Below are 15,228 nucleotides of genomic sequence, written 5' to 3'. Positions count from 1 at the left end.
ATCAGTGGGTGCAGGCGCCGGTGGCCGTGACGACCCCGGAAGCGATGCTGATCGTGTAGCCGTTGGCGGTCGACGGTTCGTCCTTCAGGTAGCCCTTGGTCTTGAGCTCCAGCGGGTTGGCGGCGTAGGCGCCGGTCTTGGCGTAGAGCGCCTCGTTGGCGGTCTCGACGGCCTTCCAGTCCGCGTTGCACGCGGCGGCCTTGCCGTCGCCGTTGAACGCCTGCACGGCGAACACGACGACCCCGGCGAGCACGCCGAGGATCACGACGACGATGAGCAGTTCGATGAGGGTGAAGCCATCCTCGTTGGCGCGGGCGGCGCGCAGGTTCTCCAGCATGGTTCTTTCCTTTGCTTTGCAGGGGTTTCAGGGGTGTTCCGGGGTCAATTGCAGATCGCCACCTCCCCGGAGCGGAGCCGCCAGGTCCCGGCGACCGATCGCACACTCAGGTAGGCGGTCTTGTTGTTGCCGGACAGGCCGAAGGTGGCCGACATCGCGGTGGTGGTGGTCGCGACGACGGTCGGGTTCGCGTTGTTCGCGGTGGGCGAGGAGAGCACCTCGAAACCGGGCGGCGGAGGCACGTTCGGGTAGGTCCAGCTGACCGTGACCGTCGGGTCGGTTCCGCCACTGTTGTTGCATTTCAGGTTGGAGGTGGTCGGGGTGTTCGGCGTCCGCAGCGGCAGGGCCGCGGCGTAACCGGTGCCGGGGCCGGACTTCAGCCAGGCCGCCTCGGCCTTCGCCGCGCCCACCGCGACCAGGCCACTGATCACCGTGGTCCACGCGGCCGCCACCAGCGCGGCAGCGAAGACCACCCGGGTCGTGCTCACTGGCTCACCACCGTGACCGTCACCGGGAGCGAATACACCGCGCCCTGGCAGCCGTCGGGAGCGGTCGAAGCCATCGAGACCGCGCCCGCCACCGTGATCGTCGTGGTGGCCCCCGCCGCCAAGACCGTGTTCGGCTGCTTCGCGTTCCACGTCACCGTGTTGCCCGCGCAGGTACCGCTGTTGCCTGAGACGGTGGCGGTGCCGCCGCCCACGATGTCGCTCACCTTGACGGAATACGGGTTGGGGTTGGTGATCCGGATCAGGGCATCGCCGCTGACCCCGGGGTAGAGCAGCCCCGTGGTCATCGCCGAGGTGTCCACCGTCCCGGTCGTTGGGGCGGCCGCCGTTCCCGCTTTCGCGCCGGCCGTGCCCGAACCGGAGCTCGTCCACGCCGCGACGGCGATCCCGCCGCCCAGCGTCGCGCCGACCACCGTGGTGACCACGAGCACGCGGCGCAGGGTCGGGTTCTTCATGGCTTGACCGCCGTTCCTGTGTACGTCAGGGGAAAGGTGACCGACCGGCACGCGTCGGGGGTGCCGGGCAGCATGTGGGTGGTGAGGGCGACGTCGGCGGTGCCGTTGCCGGGCACCGTCACCGGCCGGGCGAGCGCGTCGACCCGGACCGAGGCCGCCGGGCAGGCCGGGACGGCGCGGCCCCGGCTGTCGACGGGCTTGCCGACCGTGGCCGTCACGGTCTGGACGAGGATGGGGAAGTTTTCGGCGTTGGCCAGCCGGATCCACCGGTTCCCGGTCGCGCCGGGCGCCAGCGCGGTGGCCCGGCCGGGGACGTCGGCGATGCCGAACTGCTTGATGCCGTTGCCGTTCGCGGTGTTCGCCACCGGCGCGGGGCCGATCGCGAACCACGTGAGCACGACGGCCGCGAGCGCGCCGACCGGAACACCGATCCGCCACCTGGACATCGGGGTCCTTCCGGGGAAGGGCGGAGCGGCGGTTGGCGCGCCGCCCCGCCGCGGATCAGGAGGCGTTCGAGGAGAGGGCGGCGGTGAGCGGCAGGGTGAACGTCTTGCCCTGGCACGAGTTGTCGGGGTTGGCGATCATGTGCGCCTGGAGGGTGAAGGTCGTGGAGCCGTGGGCCGCGATGGTCCCGGCGTTCGGGGACGCGTCGCTCGTGACGGTTTCGGCGGCGCACGCGGTTTCGGCGATGGCGTTGGATTTCCCGGCGCTGATCGAGTCGACCTTCACGGGGTAGTCGTTCGGGTTGTCGATCGTGACCGTGAACGTGGTGCTGCCGCCCGGGTAGAGGCCGCCGCCCGTGCCCGGCTGGATCACCGAGTTGACCGACGTGGTCGAAGAGACCGAGCCGGTACCGGCGCCGGTGCTCGTCCAGGCCGCGTAGGCGACACCGGCGACGACCACCACACCGGCGGCACCGAGGACGACCGCGGACCGCTTGCTGATCTTGCGCATGAGGTTCTCCTGGAAGCTGTTTCATCGGGAAGGCCGGTGCCCGGTCGCGGTCCGGCTGGTCCGTGAGGACCGTCACGAAGAGTGTGCGAATTCCGAGGCGATCTTCTCCCCGGGCGACCGGCCCGACTGCGAAGGTCCGAGGTCCCTTGTCATCGGCCGTCCGGCGTGTTACGCGCGTGGGATCGAGCCACGACGCCGGTGTTTCACCCGGAAAAAGTTCCGATGCGGGACCGTGACCTGCGGCTTTTCCGACCCGTTCGGCCGAATGGCGGAGACCGTCCCGTGATCTTCCGTGGGGGTCTTCGGTGATCTTGGACCGGCTTCGTAGTGGTGGTGGGGCCGCGCGTTGTGCGATTACTTCTCGTGATAATTGAACGTGTTCAACTCGTGGGGTACGGTGGGATCGGGAGGACCGAGAAGGGGGTTTCATGTTCATGAAGATCGTGATTCCGGGCGGGACCGGGCACCTGGGCCGGGTGCTGAGCCGAGCGCTGGTCGGGCAGGGGCACGAAGTGGTGGTGCTGACCCGGCGGGAGGCGCGGCCGGAGCCGGGGGTGCGCCAGGTCCACTGGGACGGCCGCGGCCCGGGCTCGTGGACGGCGGAGATCGACGGCAGCGACGTCGTGCTCAACCTGGCCGGCCGGTCGGTGAACTGCCGGTACACCCCGGCGAACCTGCGCGAGATGATGAATTCCCGCGTCGACTCGGCCCGGGTGGTCGGCGGCGCGATCGCCCGCGCGGCCCGCCCGCCGAAGGTGTGGCTGCAGATGAGCACGGCGACGATCTACGCGCACACGTTCGACGCGCCGAACGACGAAACCACGGGCGTCCTCGGCGGCGATGAGCCGGACGTGCCGGCCTACTGGTCCTTCAGCGTCGACATCGCGAAGGCGTGGGAGCGCGAGCAGCGGCTGGCGGCCACCCCGGACACGCGCAAGGTGGCCTTGCGCACGGCGATGGTGATGAGCCCGGAGCCGGGCGGAGCGCTGGCGATGCTCCTGCGCCTGACCCGCCTGGGCCTGGGCGGCCCGGTCGCGGGCGGCCGCCAGTACATGTCGTGGATCCACGAGGACGACCTGATCCGCGCGATCGGCTTCCTCGTTTCGCGAGACGACCTGAGCGGGCCGGTGAACCTGGCGGCCCCGGAGCCGTTGCCGCACCGGGAGTTCCTCCGCACACTGCGAGCGGCGGCGGGGGTACCGGTGGGCCTGCCGGCGACGAAGTGGCTGGCCGAGATCGGCGCGTTCGTGCTCCGCAGCGACACGGAGCTGCTGTTGAAGAGCCGCCGCGTGGTGCCGGGAAAGCTGACCGAGGCGGGCTTCGAATTCGGCTACCCGAACTGGCCCACCGCAGCCGAAGACCTGGTGCGGCGATCACGGGAGTCGCTGAAGACGGTCAGCTGAGCGCGGTGTCTCCCCGCCGGTGGGACAGGCGCCGTGGGGGACTGGACCGCGCCGGGTCCGCTCGGGACGGGTCAGCTGAGCTCTGTGCCTCGCCGCCGGTGGCCGAGTGGCCGGGACAGGCGCCGTGGGGGACCGGGCCGCGCCGGGTCCGCTCGGGACGGTCAGCCGGGGTCGGCGTTGTCCCGCAGCCGGCGCAGGACCAGGGCCAGGTGGAGGCGGAACCGGCCCGCCGGTGAGTCCACTTCGAACCCCAGCACCGTCTCCGCGCGGGCGAGCCGGGCCGGCATCGTGCTGTGGTGGCGGTGCAGCGCCGCGGCCGCTTTGCGGGCCGAGCCCGTTGCGCACAGCGCGTCCAGCGCCGCCAACGTGTCCGCGCCGTGGGGCTCGGCCGCCAGGCCGTCGAGCGCCCGGACGTCGGCCAGCTCCGCGAGTTCCGCCGGCGCGAGCCTGTCCGCGAGCACGGCCAGGCCGCCCAGCCGGTCCCACCACACCACCGGCTCCGCCGCCGAGGTGAACCGCAGGGCCGTCCGGGCCGCCGCCCACGAACGGGCCACTTCGATCGCCGGGCCCTCGGGGCCGATGCCCGCGCGGGCGGTGCTCGGCAGCGAAGCCACCTCGCCCGGGAGCAGGACCGCGCGCACCCCGCCCAGCCGGGCCGAGCGGCCGGCGAGCGCGTCGACGCCGGTGCCCGCGAGCACGCGCAGCCGGGTCGCCGGGCCGAAGCCGAGCAGGTGCAGGGCCCGGGACCGCTCGGCCGTGCCGGCGTCCTCGGACAGCACCAGCTCGACCAGCGCCGGGTCCCCGAGTTCGGGCCGCGGCACGCCGGAGTGTTCCAGCAGGATGGCGGCGGCGATCGCGAACCGCTCGAGCAGCATGTCGTCGAGCGGGACGGGCGCGCCCGCCCGCGCCACCCACACGACGACGCCGCCTTCGAGCGTGCGGGTCGCGGCTCCCGCGGGCGCCGTGGCCGGGGTGACGACGCCGGCCCCCGGCTCGCCACGCAGCGACAGGCCCTGACCGGGAGCGTGCACGCCGACGGGGCAGCCGGCCAGTTCCGCGGTGCTGCGCACCAGAGCGTCCAGCCCGGCGCGGCCGGTGATCAGGCGGTCGAAGAACCCGATCACCCGCACGGCGTTCTCGGCGTCGGCGTCGAGTCCGGACAGCCGCAGCAGCAGCCCTTTCATCCCGCCACGATAGGCGCGCCCGCCACCGGATGGCGAGCTTCGGAGCGGCACGGCCCGCGGCGGGGTGGCGCGGATCGGCTCGGCGAACGCGTGTCGCCTGTTGGCGAGGTTGAGTTCGGCGAGGCTCGCCACGGAATGGCGCGGATCGGCTCGGCTGAAGCGTCGCCGGTTGGCGAGGGCCGGCTCGGCAAGGCCAGCCTGCCGGCAAGTCCCGCGAATCGGCAAAGGTGCCCCGCCGCGGGGCGGACGTCACCCCGCCGCGGAGCGGACGTCAGCGCCGCGATACCCGCCGCGTGGCGAGGGTCAGGGCCGCAACGCCCGCCGCGTGGCGGTGGCCCAGGTCACCGCTCACCGCCGATCATCGGAGCATGACCTACGCGATCGATCCCGAGCTGGTGCCCTGGCTGGACATGCTCCCGGCCGTGACCCTCACCGACCACGAATCCCTGCTGGCCGCGCGCGCGTCGATGGCGCAGCTCAGCGAAGTACTGCCCGCCTACGAACCCACGAACCCCGTCGACGTCCGGGACACCGCCGTCCCCGGTCCGTCCGACGCACCCGATGTCCCGGTGCGCGTCTACGCCCCGGCGAACCGTGCCACCGCGGTTCCCGGCCTCCTCTACATCCACGGCGGCGGGTTCGTCATGGGCGACCTCGACACCTTCGACGCGCACGTCCTCCGCCTGGTCGACGAACTCGGCATCGTGATCGTCTCGGTCGACTACCGCCTCGCCCCCGAACACCCGTTCCCCGCCCCGGTCGAGGACTGCTACGCCGCCCTGACCTGGGTGGCGGCCAAGGCCGACGAGCTCGGCATCGACGCCGCCCGGCTCGGCGTGGCCGGCGAAAGCGCCGGTGGCGGCCTCGCGGCCGCGGTGGCGCTGCTGGCCCGCGACCGCGGCGGCCCGCAGCTGTCCTTCCAGTACCTCGGCATCCCGGAACTCGACGACCGCCTGGACACCCCGTCGATGCGCGCCTACACCGACACGCCGATCTGGAACCGGCCCAACGCGGTGCACAGCTGGACGAGCTACCTCGGCGCGGAGCCGGGCGGCCCGGACGTCTCGCCCTACGCCGCCCCGGCGCGCGCCACCGACCTGGCCGGGTTGCCGCCCGCCTTCGTGACGACGTGCCAGTTCGACCCCCTCCGCGACGAAGGGATCGCCTACGCGCAGCGGCTCGCGCACGCGGGCGTGCCCGTCGACCTGCGTCTCTACCCGGGCACCTTCCACGGTTCGAGCCTGGTCGAGACGGCCGGGATCTCCCGCCGGATGTTCGCCGACGAGCTGGACGCGCTCCGGCGAGGGCTCGGCTGAGCGTCAGGCCACGACCTCGGTCACGGTGTCCTTGACGACCTGCCAGCGGCCGTGTTCGCGCACCAGCGTCAGGCTGATGGTGTAGTGGCGGTCGATGCCGTGCGACGGCTCGAGGTAGTGGGCGTCCAGGATCGCGAAGCCCATCTTGCAGTCCTCGACGACGGTGTGCGTCACCGTCCACGGCATCGAATATTCGTAGGGCACCTTGAACTGCTCCAGCACCGGGTTCACGTTCGCGTCGTAGCCGATGTAGAGGTTGCCCCGGCGGCCCACCGTCACCATGTCGCGGTGGATGATCGCGCGGTAGCGGGCGGCATCGCGCTTGTTGTAGCTGTCCATGTCCTCCCAGACGGCGTGGTCGAACGCCTGCCGGCAGTGCTGCTGCCCGCCACCGGCCGGGTCGCCGGCCGCCGCGGCCGGTGTCCCGAGCACGCCCGCCACCAACGCGGTACCCAACGCCGCGTAACCCCACTTGCGCATCTGCATTCCCTCCGCCGGCTCGTGATCGGAGCCCCGACCCTGCCGCGGCGGTGCATCACAGCTGCATCACTTCCGCACCGGCGCCGCCGCGCCGGTCGCTAACCTCGCCCACGGGGTGAGCGATGGAGTTCCGCGTCCTGGGTCCGGTGCGAGTGCTCGGCGGCGGGCGGCCGATCGGGCCGTCGGGGCCGCGCCAGGAACGCATCCTGGCGGCGCTGCTGCTCGGCGCCGGGCGGGTGGTGCCGGTGTCCCGGCTGGTCGACGTCGTGTGGGACGGCGAACCCCCGGCGACGGCGGTGCGGCAGGTCCGCAACCTCACCACGGCCCTGCGGCGCGCGCTCGTCGCGGCCGGCGCCGGCGAAGACGTCCTCGCCGCCGAAGGTCCCGGCTTCACGCTGCGGCCCGGCACCTTCGACCTCGACGCGTTCGAGGACCTGGCCGCCCGCGGCGAGTACCGGGCGGCCCTGGACTGCTGGCGGGGCCCCGCGCTCGCCGGCGTCGACAGCGCCGCGCTGCGCCCGGACGCCGAACGCCTCGAGGAGCGCCGGCTGGCCGTGCTGGAACAGTGCCTGGCCGCCGAGGTAGACGCCGGGGACAGTGACACCGTCGCCGAGCTGACCGCGCTGGTCGCCGAGCACCCGCTGCGGGAAGGCCTGGTCGGGCTGCTCATGCGGGCGCTGCACCGCGCGGGCCGCCAAGCCGACGCCATCGACGTCTACCAGCGCGCGAAGCGGCGCTTGGCCGACGAACTCGGGATCACGCCGGGCGCGTCGCTGCGGGCGTCCTACGAGCGGCTGCTACACGACGAGCCCGCGCCCGGCCGCTGTTTCCTGCCCTACGACGTCCCGGACTTCACCGGTCGCGCGGACGGCGTCGCCGCGGCCCTCGAGGCGCTGCGCTCCGGGCGGCCGGTGGTGGTCGACGGGATGGCCGGGGTCGGGAAGACCGCCTTCGCGGTCCGGGTCGCGCACCGGGCCGCCGGGGACTTCCCGGACGGGCAGCTGTTCGTGGACCTGCACGGCCACACGCCGGGCCGCGACCCGCTGCCGGCCGGAGCCGCGCTTTCCGCCCTGTTGATGCAGACCGGCGTGCCGGCGAGCCGCCAGCCGGACGGGCTCGACGAGCGTGCGGCGCTGTGGCGCTCGCGGGTGGCGGGGCGGCGGCTGCTCGTCGTGCTCGACAACGCCGGCTCGGCAAGCCAGGTGGTGCCGCTGCTGCCGGGCGGCGCCGGGGTGCTGGTGACCGGCCGGCGGCGGCTCGCCGCGGTGGACGGCGCGCTCGCGCTCTCCCTCGACGTCCTGCCGCCGCCGGAAGCCGAGACCCTGTTCGCGGCGGCGGCCGGGGGACGGCCCGGCGCGGCGGTCGCCCGGCTGTGCGGGTACCTGCCGCTGGCGCTGCGGATCGCCGCGGCCCGGCTGCACGCACGTCCACTGTGGACGGTGGACGACCTGGTGGCGCGGCTGGGTTCGGAACGGCTTCGGCTGGGGGAGCTGCGCGCGGGCGGCCGGGACGTCGCGGCGGCGTTCGCGCTGTCCTACCGCGATCTCACACCGTCTCGGCGGCGGATGTTCCGGGTGCTGGGCTGTCACCCGGGTGGCGACTTCGCGGCCGCGGCGGCGGCCGCGCTCTACGGCACGGACGTCACGGAGGCCGAGCGGCTGCTCGAGGACCTGCTCGACGCCCACCTGCTCCGGCAGCCGGCTCCGGACCGCTACGGGTTCCACGACCTGATCGCCGAGCACGCCCGGGCGGTGGCGGACCCGGCCGAGGCCGCCGCGGCGCTGACCCGGCTCCTGGACCACTACCGCGACGGCGAATTCTCCTTCGCCGCCGAGCGCGCCAACCTGGTCGCCGTCACCGCGCTCGAAGGTCACGACGAGCACGCCTGGCGCATCGCCGACCGCGCGGTGGCCGCCCTGCGGGAGCAGGGGCACCGCGACGAGCTGACGGCGCTGGCCCGCGCGGGCGTGGCGGCCGCGGACCGGCTGGGCGACCCGCACGCCCGGCAGCTCGGCCTGGCGAACCTCACGACGGCGCACTGGGAGACCGGGCGGCTGGCCGAGGCGGTCGAAACCACGGCGGAGCGGCTCCGGCTGGTCCGCGAGTCGGGCGACCGCGCGGCCGAGGCGGCGGCGCTCGCCCGGATGGGCGCGGTGCACGGCATGCTCGGCCGGTACGTGGACGCGGACGGCCTCTACCGGCAGGCGCTCGCGCTGGCCGGGGAAACGGGCAGCCACGCGGTGGCGTGCGTGGCCTGGGGCAACCTCAGCAACGCCCAGGAGGTGCTCGGCCGGTACGAGGACGCGCTGACGTCGGCAGCGCGCGCCCGTGCCATCCGCGAGGAACTCGGCGACTCGCGCGGCGCGATCCTGGCGAGTGCCCAGCTGGGCCTGGTGCTGGCCCGCCTCGGGCGCCTCCCGGAGGCCCGGGCGACGGCGGCGAAAGCGGTCCGGGCGGCGGTCGAGGCCGGCTACGGCTTCGGGGAGGCGTGGAGCCGCATCGACTTCGCGGAGGTCCTGCTGGCGGACGGCGCCCCCGCGGAGGCGCACGCGCACGCTGAGCGGGCCTGCGCGATCCTCGGCCGGTTGAACCACCCGCTCCTGCTGACGATGGCGGCGAACAGCCTCGGCGCGGCGGCCCGGGCACAGGGCGACCCGGCCGCGGCGGCCTCGGCCCACCGCCTGGCTCTGACGACGGCGCGCCGGATCGGCTACCGCGCTCAAGAGGCGCGGGCGCTGCTGGGGTTGGGGGCCGCCGAAGGGGCGCTGGGCCGGAACGCGGAGGCGGACCGCCATCTGCGGGCGGGCCGGGCGGTGCAGGAGGAAATCGGGCTGACGGAGGCCGCGTTGTCTTGAGCTGGTGCCCTGAGCGGCTTTCCTGTCCGGCGACAGGAAAGCCGCTCACGCCGGGCGGGGTCGCGCGGACGGGTTGGCTGGAGCAAGCCCGCAAGCGGCCCGATGTGGCCTTCGGGCGTGGGACGCGCCAAAGGCCGCCTTGGGGCGCAGGACGCACCGAAAGCCGCCTTCGGGCGTGGAACGCGCCGAAGGCGGCTTGGGGGCGCAAGACCCCAAGGCCGCCTTGGGGCGCATAGCCCGGCTGGAGCTCAGTCCGCCGGACCGACGTCGATCAGCACCTTCCCGGTGATCCCGTCCTCCGAAGCCGCGTGGGCCTTCGCCGTCTCCTCCAAGGGGAACCGGTGGATCGGCACCCCGCGGTCCTCGCCGACCCGCAACGCGCCGTCGGCCATCGCCGCCGTGATGTCCTCCGCGCCGGCCCGCAGCTTGTCCTCGCCCACCGTGTACAGGACCAGGAACTGGTACCGCGCGTTCAGCCACAGGTTCGGCCCGAAGTCGAGGCTCACCGTCCCGGTGCCCCGGTCGTCGCCGTACGTCGCGACCGTGCCTCGGGGGCGCAACACCTCCGTGTGCAGCTTCGCGTTGACCCCCATCGCGACCTCCACCACCAGATCCACCCCGTCCGGGGCGACCGAACGGATTCGCGTGCCCAGCGAGGGGTCCGGGTAGCGCAGCACGTGGTCGGCGCCGGCCGCCCGGGCGAGCGCCTCCTTCCCGGCACTGCTGACCGTCGCGATCACCGTCGCCCCGGCCCAGCGGGCGAGCTGGATCGCCGCGTTGCCGACCGCGCCCGCCCCGCCGCTGACCAGCACCGTGCGCCCGGCCAGCGCGCCGGGGGCGAGCCGCGACGGGCCGTCCTCGGCGACCGTGAGCGCCCGGTGCGCGGTCAGCGCCGGGATGCCGAGCCCGGCGCCCTCGTCGAAGCCGGCGCCGTCGGGCAGGCGCACCAGCTTCGACGCCGGCAGCACCGTGTACTCCTGTGCCGTGCCGGACGCGGGCCCGTACGCGCCGGCGATGATCAGCCACACGCGATCGCCGGGCGCGAAGCCGGTGACGTCCGGGCCGACCGCGTCGACCACGCCCGCGCCGTCCTGGTTGGGGACCGTTTCCGGGACTTCGGCCCCGGGTTCCGCGCGCAGGCCGCTGCGGGCCTTCCAGTCCGTGGGATTGACCGCGGAGACCACGACGCGGACCCGCACCTCGCCCGGTCCCGGGTCCGCGACGGCCCGCTCCGACAGCTCCAGCACCTCGGGTCCGCCGTGGCGGCGGTAGACGACTGCCTTCATGCCCGGTGCAATCCGCGGACCGGCCGGGATATTCCCGCCGTCCGCGGAAATGCGCGCCGGGAAATCGTTTTTCGACGTCGGGAAACCGCGAAAACAGGATCCCCCGGCCGGGCGATTTTCGGTGCTCGCGTCAGCGGAATCGGCGGCCGTCGCAGAAACTGGGCGCGTGGGAGAGGAAAAGGGTACTTCGGGGGACGAACGGCCGAAGCGCGACGACGGTGAGCCGACGCCGATCTTCGACGCCGTGTTCAACGCGGCGCGCGCGAAGGCGAACAATCCGAATCCGCCGCGTGAGCCCGACAAAGCCGGGCGGTGAGCGGACCACTGACGTGCAGCACCTCGGTCGACGTCCGCGACGGACGTGGAGCACCCCCGGTGCCCGGGCACCCGTGGCCGGCGTCGTCGACAGCATGATCGCCGCCGAGTACGCGGCGGGGGCGCCGATCTCCGAGCTCGCCGAGCGCTGGGGGATCGGCCCCCGGCAGGTCGTCGAGCGGATCTCGGCGGCCACCCGCGCCTGAGGCGGCTCAGATCGCGCGTTCCCCCTTGCCCAGCACCACGATGCCACCCTCGCTGACGTGGTAGTGGCCGCGGTCGCGGGCCAGGTCGACACCGATGTGCGCGCCCGCGGGCACCACGACGTTCTTGTCCAGGATCGCCCGCCGCACCACCGCGCCGCGGCCGACGCGGGCGCCGTCGAGCAGCACCGAGCCCTGCACGACCGCACCCTGCTCGACGATGACGTCGGGGGAGAGCACCGAGTCGACGACCTGGGCGCCGGAGATGATGCAGCCGTTGCTCACGATCGACTGGTTCGCCGAGCCGCCCTCGACGAACTTCGCCGCGGCCCGCTGGCCGGGGTGGGCGAGGATCGGCCACCGCCGGTTGTAGAGGTTGAAGATCGGGTGCGTCGAAATGAGGTCGACGTGCGCCTCGTAGTAGCTGTCGATGGTTCCGACGTCGCGCCAGTAACCGTGGTCGCGTTCGGTTTCGCCGGGCACCACATTCGTGTTGAAGTCGTAGACGGCGGCTTCGCCCGATTTGACCAGCGCCGGGATGATGTCCCGGCCCATGTCGTGGTGCGACGCCGCGTTTTCGGCGTCGGCGTACAGGGCCTCCAGCATCACCTTCGTCGTGAAGATGTAGTTGCCCATGGAGACGTACGCCTCGTCGGGCGAGTCCGGCAGGCCCGGCGGGTCGGCCGGCTTCTCCATGAAGGCGTCGATCAGCAGCCCGTCGGTGGTCCGGATGACGCCGAACGAGCTCGCCTCCTGCCGCGGGACCCGGATGCCGGCCACGGTGACGCCCGCGCCCGAGGCGATGTGCGCCTCCAGCATCTGCCGCGGGTCCATCCGGTAGATGTTGTCCGCGCCGAACACCGCGATGTACTCGGGGTTCTCGTCGTGGACGAGGTTGAGGCTCTGGTGGATCGCGTCGGCGCTGCCCTGGTACCAGCGCGGGCCCAGCCGCTGCTGCGCGGGCACCGGCGTGACGTACTCGCCGGTCAGCGACGACAGCCGCCAGGTCGTCGAGATGTGCCGGTCGAGCGAGTGGGACTTGTACTGCGTCAGCACGCACAGCCGCCGGATGCCGCCGTGCACGAGGTTGGAGAGCACGAAGTCGATCAGCCGGTGCGTGCCGCCGAACGGCACCGCCGGCTTCGCCCGGTCCGCCGTGAGCGGCATCAGGCGCTTGCCCTCCCCGCCCGCGAGCACGATGCCCAGGACATGGCATTCGCTGTTCACAGCGACCTCCCGCACGCCTCGTAGAGGGCGACCGTCCGCTCGGCGATCGCCTTCCAGCCGAACTCGCCGACCGCGCGCTCGCGGCCGGCGGTGCCCATCGCGGCGGCCCGCTCCGGCGAGCCCACCACCTCGTTCAGCGCGGCGGCCAGGGCCGCCTCGAACCCCTGCGGGTCCTGTTCGTCGTAGTGCACCAGCAGCCCGGTCCGGCCGTCGTCGACGACCTCGGGGATGCCGCCGACATCGCTGGCCACCACCGGCGTGCCGCACGCCATCGCCTCGAGGTTCACGATCCCGAGCGGCTCGTAGACCGACGGGCAGGCGAACACCGCGGCGTGGGTCAGCAGCTGCACGACCTCGTCGCGCGGCAGCATCTCCGGGATCCAGCGGACGCCGGTGCGGGTCTTCTCCAGCTCGGCGACCAGTCCGCGGAACTCGGCGTCCAGCTCGGGGGTGTCGGCGCCGCCGGCGCACAGCACCAGCTGGGTGCCGGGGTCGAGCGAAGCGCCGGCCCGGACGAGGTGCGGGACGCCCTTCTGCCGGGTGATCCGGCCGACGAACAGCACGTACGGCCGGTCCGGGTCGATGCCGTGCTTCGCCAGTGCCTCGGTGCCCGGGTCGGGCCGGTAGAGCGTGGTGTCGATGCCGTTGTGGATCACGTGCACGCGCTCGGGCGGCACCGCGGGGTAGGCGGCGAGCACGTCCCGGCGCATCCCGCCGCTGACGGCGACGATCGCGTCGGCGGCTTCGTAGGCTTCGCGCTCGATCCACGACGAGACGCGGTAGCCGCCGCCGAGCTGCTCGGCCTTCCACGGCCGCAGCGGCTCGAGCGAGTGCGCGGTGACGACGTGCGGGATGCCGTGGGTCAGCTTCGCCAGGTGCCCGGCGAGGTTCGCGTACCAGGTGTGGCTGTGCGCGAGGTCGTGGCCTTCGAGGGCGTTCGCCATGGAGACGGCGATGTCCATGGTCGTGAACGCGGGCTGCCGGTAGCCGTGCGGATCCGTGTGCCCGGTGGCGTCGGCGCGGTCCGCGCCCCAGCAGTGCACGTCGAGGTCGACCAGCGGTCGCAACTCCCGGGCGAGGAACTCCACGTGGACCCCGGCACCGCCGTAGACCTCCGGCGGGTATTCGCGGGTGAGCAGGCCGACCTTCATGATGCGAACCCTAGGGCCTGACGGGCCCGTGGCGCAGTCTGGCGGACCGGGGAATTCCGCGAGTTTTCCGTCACTGCCCGGGTGATCGCGCCGCCCGGGGGGACCGGGACCGCCGGAGAGCGGACCGGACCGCCCGCGCGGTCCGGTCCGCTCCGGCGGGGTCAGCGGCGGTAGGGGAGGGCCCAGTCCTGACCGCAGTACCAGCAGGTGCCGACGTCGACGTCGGCGGCGTCCTCCGCCGGGCGCCAGCCGTCGACGCGCACGCTGTACGGGCCGGCCGGAACGCTCGTGAACGCCACGTGGCCCTGCGCGTCCGACACCGTGGTGGCGGTGACCGAACCGTCGACCCGGTCGACCAGCTCGACCGTCGTCCCGGCGATCGGCTCGCCCGCGTCGACGGTGTAGTTGCCGTTGTCGTCGTGGTAGATCACGCCCGCGGTGTTGCCCGGCGGAGCCGGGACGTGGGCGAAGAGGTCGACCCTCGGCGCCCCGCCGCCCGGGCCGGAGGCGGGCCCGAAGTCGCAGGCGAGGTAGAACGAGCCGTAGGAGGTGGCGGCCTCGGGGACGGTGCCGGTTTCGGTGACCGTCCGCGTTTCGCCCGCGGCCAGGTCGAACGTGCCCGGGGCGACGATGTCGGTCCAGCCGGTCCAGCCGAGCAGGTGGTCGGCGGACCCGAAGCGGTCACAACCCCCGGTGATCCCGTGGACGTCGCCGGCACTGACGTTGGTCAGCGTGAACGTGACCTGGACGGGGTCGCCCACCTGGTACGTGCCGCGGTCGAACGAGCCGGTCGCGTGCACCTTCTCGGAGAACGGCCGGAGCGCGCGCAGCCGCACCGCGGGTCCGGGGTCGCTGCCGTCGACGTCGAGGTACTCCTGGGGGCCGCCCTCGTACGTCCAGCCGTCCGGCAGGTTCCGGGTGGAGATCCCGTAGCGCTGGGCCGGCACGCCGGTGAAGGTGAACCGCCCGTCCGCGTCGGTGGTCGCCTCGATCTGGTTGCCGGAACCCGTGCCGAACAGGTAGGCGACGGCCCCGGGCAGCGCTTCGCCCGGGTCGAGGGCGCCGTTCTCGTTGCGGTCGCCGTAGACGACACCGGAGGCCGGCCCGTGGGTCGTCGTCGGGTCGATCAACGGGATGACCAGGTCGCCGCCCTGGGCCCAGTCACCGCGGAACCGCTCGTGCGGGACGTCGGAGTTCCAGTTGTAGACGATGGCGGTGATCGTGAACGTCCGGGTGGCGCCCGCGTCGAGCGGCACGCCGGCCTGCGGGCTGCCGCCGAGGCCCGCCCAGTCCTGGATCGAGATCCACGAGCCGGAGAGGTGCTCGTCCCACACCGTGACCTTCGTCAGCGGCTGGTCGGTCGGGTTGGTGAGCGTCAGCGTGATCGGGAAGGGCTTGCCGACCAGCCGGGGCTCGGCGCCGACGGACGCCGTGATGAGCAGCGAAGGGTTGTCGGCGTGGGCGGCCGGCACGGTGAGCGCGCCGGTGGCGAGCACGGTGGCGAGCACGGCGAAGAGCCGTCTCACCCCGCGCAGGGGTGTTCTGGACACGGTGGG

16 protein-coding genes are annotated in these 15,228 nt (G+C 73.4%); 5 read left to right on the top strand and 11 right to left on the bottom strand.

The genetic code is table 11. The features are described from left to right. Position 1: 1 nt before the first annotated feature. The 5 genes from ACWED2_RS03665 to ACWED2_RS03645 are packed head-to-tail and all read right to left on the bottom strand — an operon-like array spanning position 2 to position 2,252. Complete coding sequence (locus tag ACWED2_RS03665) at positions 2–337, bottom strand: competence type IV pilus major pilin ComGC (protein ID WP_449688878.1); 336 nt, start codon at positions 335–337, stop codon at positions 2–4. Between the two features lie 44 nt (positions 338–381). Next, on the bottom strand, positions 382–825 hold the full coding sequence (locus tag ACWED2_RS03660) for a hypothetical protein (protein WP_449688877.1): 444 nt from the start codon (positions 823–825) through the stop codon (positions 382–384). Beyond that, complete coding sequence (locus ACWED2_RS03655) at positions 822–1,298, bottom strand: hypothetical protein (RefSeq protein ID WP_449688876.1); 477 nt, start codon at positions 1,296–1,298, stop codon at positions 822–824. The genes ACWED2_RS03660 and ACWED2_RS03655 overlap by 4 nt, the downstream gene beginning before the upstream one ends. Beyond that, entirely contained in the window at positions 1,295–1,744 is a 450-nt protein-coding gene (locus tag ACWED2_RS03650; RefSeq protein ID WP_449688875.1) for a hypothetical protein, read from the bottom strand. Before ACWED2_RS03650 ends, ACWED2_RS03655 begins: the two co-directional genes overlap by 4 nt. 55 nt (positions 1,745–1,799) lie before the next feature. After that, on the bottom strand, positions 1,800–2,252 hold the full coding sequence (locus ACWED2_RS03645) for an NDR1/HIN1-like protein (protein WP_449688874.1): 453 nt from the start codon (positions 2,250–2,252) through the stop codon (positions 1,800–1,802). A 434-nt stretch (positions 2,253–2,686) separates the two neighbouring features. Between ACWED2_RS03645 and ACWED2_RS03640 the strand changes: the two genes are divergently transcribed. After that, positions 2,687–3,655, top strand: a complete 969-nt coding sequence (locus tag ACWED2_RS03640; RefSeq protein ID WP_449688873.1) for a TIGR01777 family oxidoreductase — start codon at positions 2,687–2,689, stop codon at positions 3,653–3,655. Between the two features lie 161 nt (positions 3,656–3,816). On the opposite strand, the gene ACWED2_RS03635 is transcribed toward ACWED2_RS03640, so the two are convergent. Beyond that, positions 3,817–4,839 (bottom strand): helix-turn-helix domain-containing protein, encoded by a 1,023-nt coding sequence (locus ACWED2_RS03635; protein ID WP_449688872.1) that lies wholly within the window; start codon positions 4,837–4,839, stop codon positions 3,817–3,819. Positions 4,840–5,207: 368 nt separating this feature from the next. Between ACWED2_RS03635 and ACWED2_RS03630 the strand changes: the two genes are divergently transcribed. Next, the gene (locus ACWED2_RS03630; RefSeq protein ID WP_449688871.1) at positions 5,208–6,155 is read left to right on the top strand and encodes an alpha/beta hydrolase; all 948 of its coding nucleotides are present in this window, start codon (positions 5,208–5,210) and stop codon (positions 6,153–6,155) included. A 3-nt stretch (positions 6,156–6,158) separates the two neighbouring features. On the opposite strand, the gene ACWED2_RS03625 is transcribed toward ACWED2_RS03630, so the two are convergent. Beyond that, a complete protein-coding gene (locus ACWED2_RS03625; RefSeq protein ID WP_449688870.1) occupies positions 6,159–6,635 on the bottom strand; it encodes a hypothetical protein in 477 nt (158 codons plus the stop codon). A gap of 122 nt (positions 6,636–6,757) precedes the next feature. Here ACWED2_RS03625 and ACWED2_RS03620 point away from each other — a divergent pair, with 122 nt between their 5' ends. Next, positions 6,758–9,490 (top strand): BTAD domain-containing putative transcriptional regulator, encoded by a 2,733-nt coding sequence (locus ACWED2_RS03620; RefSeq protein WP_449688869.1) that lies wholly within the window; start codon positions 6,758–6,760, stop codon positions 9,488–9,490. Positions 9,491–9,738: 248 nt separating this feature from the next. Here ACWED2_RS03620 and ACWED2_RS03615 read toward each other — a convergent pair whose 3' ends face one another. Beyond that, positions 9,739–10,776, bottom strand: a complete 1,038-nt coding sequence (locus tag ACWED2_RS03615; RefSeq protein WP_449688868.1) for an NADPH:quinone reductase — start codon at positions 10,774–10,776, stop codon at positions 9,739–9,741. Between ACWED2_RS03615 and ACWED2_RS03610 the strand changes: the two genes are divergently transcribed. Then, on the top strand, positions 10,775–11,092 hold the full coding sequence (locus ACWED2_RS03610; protein ID WP_449688867.1) for a hypothetical protein: 318 nt from the start codon (positions 10,775–10,777) through the stop codon (positions 11,090–11,092). The two genes, ACWED2_RS03615 and ACWED2_RS03610, sit on opposite strands and share 2 nt — an antisense overlap. Positions 11,093–11,165: 73 nt before the next feature. Then, complete coding sequence (locus ACWED2_RS03605; protein WP_449688866.1) at positions 11,166–11,297, top strand: hypothetical protein; 132 nt, start codon at positions 11,166–11,168, stop codon at positions 11,295–11,297. A 6-nt stretch (positions 11,298–11,303) separates the two neighbouring features. Here ACWED2_RS03605 and glgC read toward each other — a convergent pair whose 3' ends face one another. The 3 genes from glgC to ACWED2_RS03590 form a co-directional block, all read right to left on the bottom strand. Further along, entirely contained in the window at positions 11,304–12,521 is a 1,218-nt protein-coding gene (gene glgC, locus ACWED2_RS03600) for a glucose-1-phosphate adenylyltransferase (RefSeq protein ID WP_449688865.1), read from the bottom strand. Next, positions 12,518–13,672, bottom strand: coding sequence for a glycogen synthase (gene glgA / locus ACWED2_RS03595; protein WP_449688864.1), 1,155 nt, complete (start codon positions 13,670–13,672; stop codon positions 12,518–12,520). The genes glgC and glgA overlap by 4 nt, the downstream gene beginning before the upstream one ends. 161 nt (positions 13,673–13,833) lie before the next feature. Next, positions 13,834–15,222, bottom strand: a complete 1,389-nt coding sequence (locus tag ACWED2_RS03590) for a carboxypeptidase regulatory-like domain-containing protein (RefSeq protein WP_449688863.1) — start codon at positions 15,220–15,222, stop codon at positions 13,834–13,836. Positions 15,223–15,228: the final 6 nt, after the last annotated feature.

Source organism: Amycolatopsis sp. NPDC005003 (genome assembly GCF_053600695.1).
This window is presented reverse-complemented; position numbering and strand designations above follow the sequence as displayed.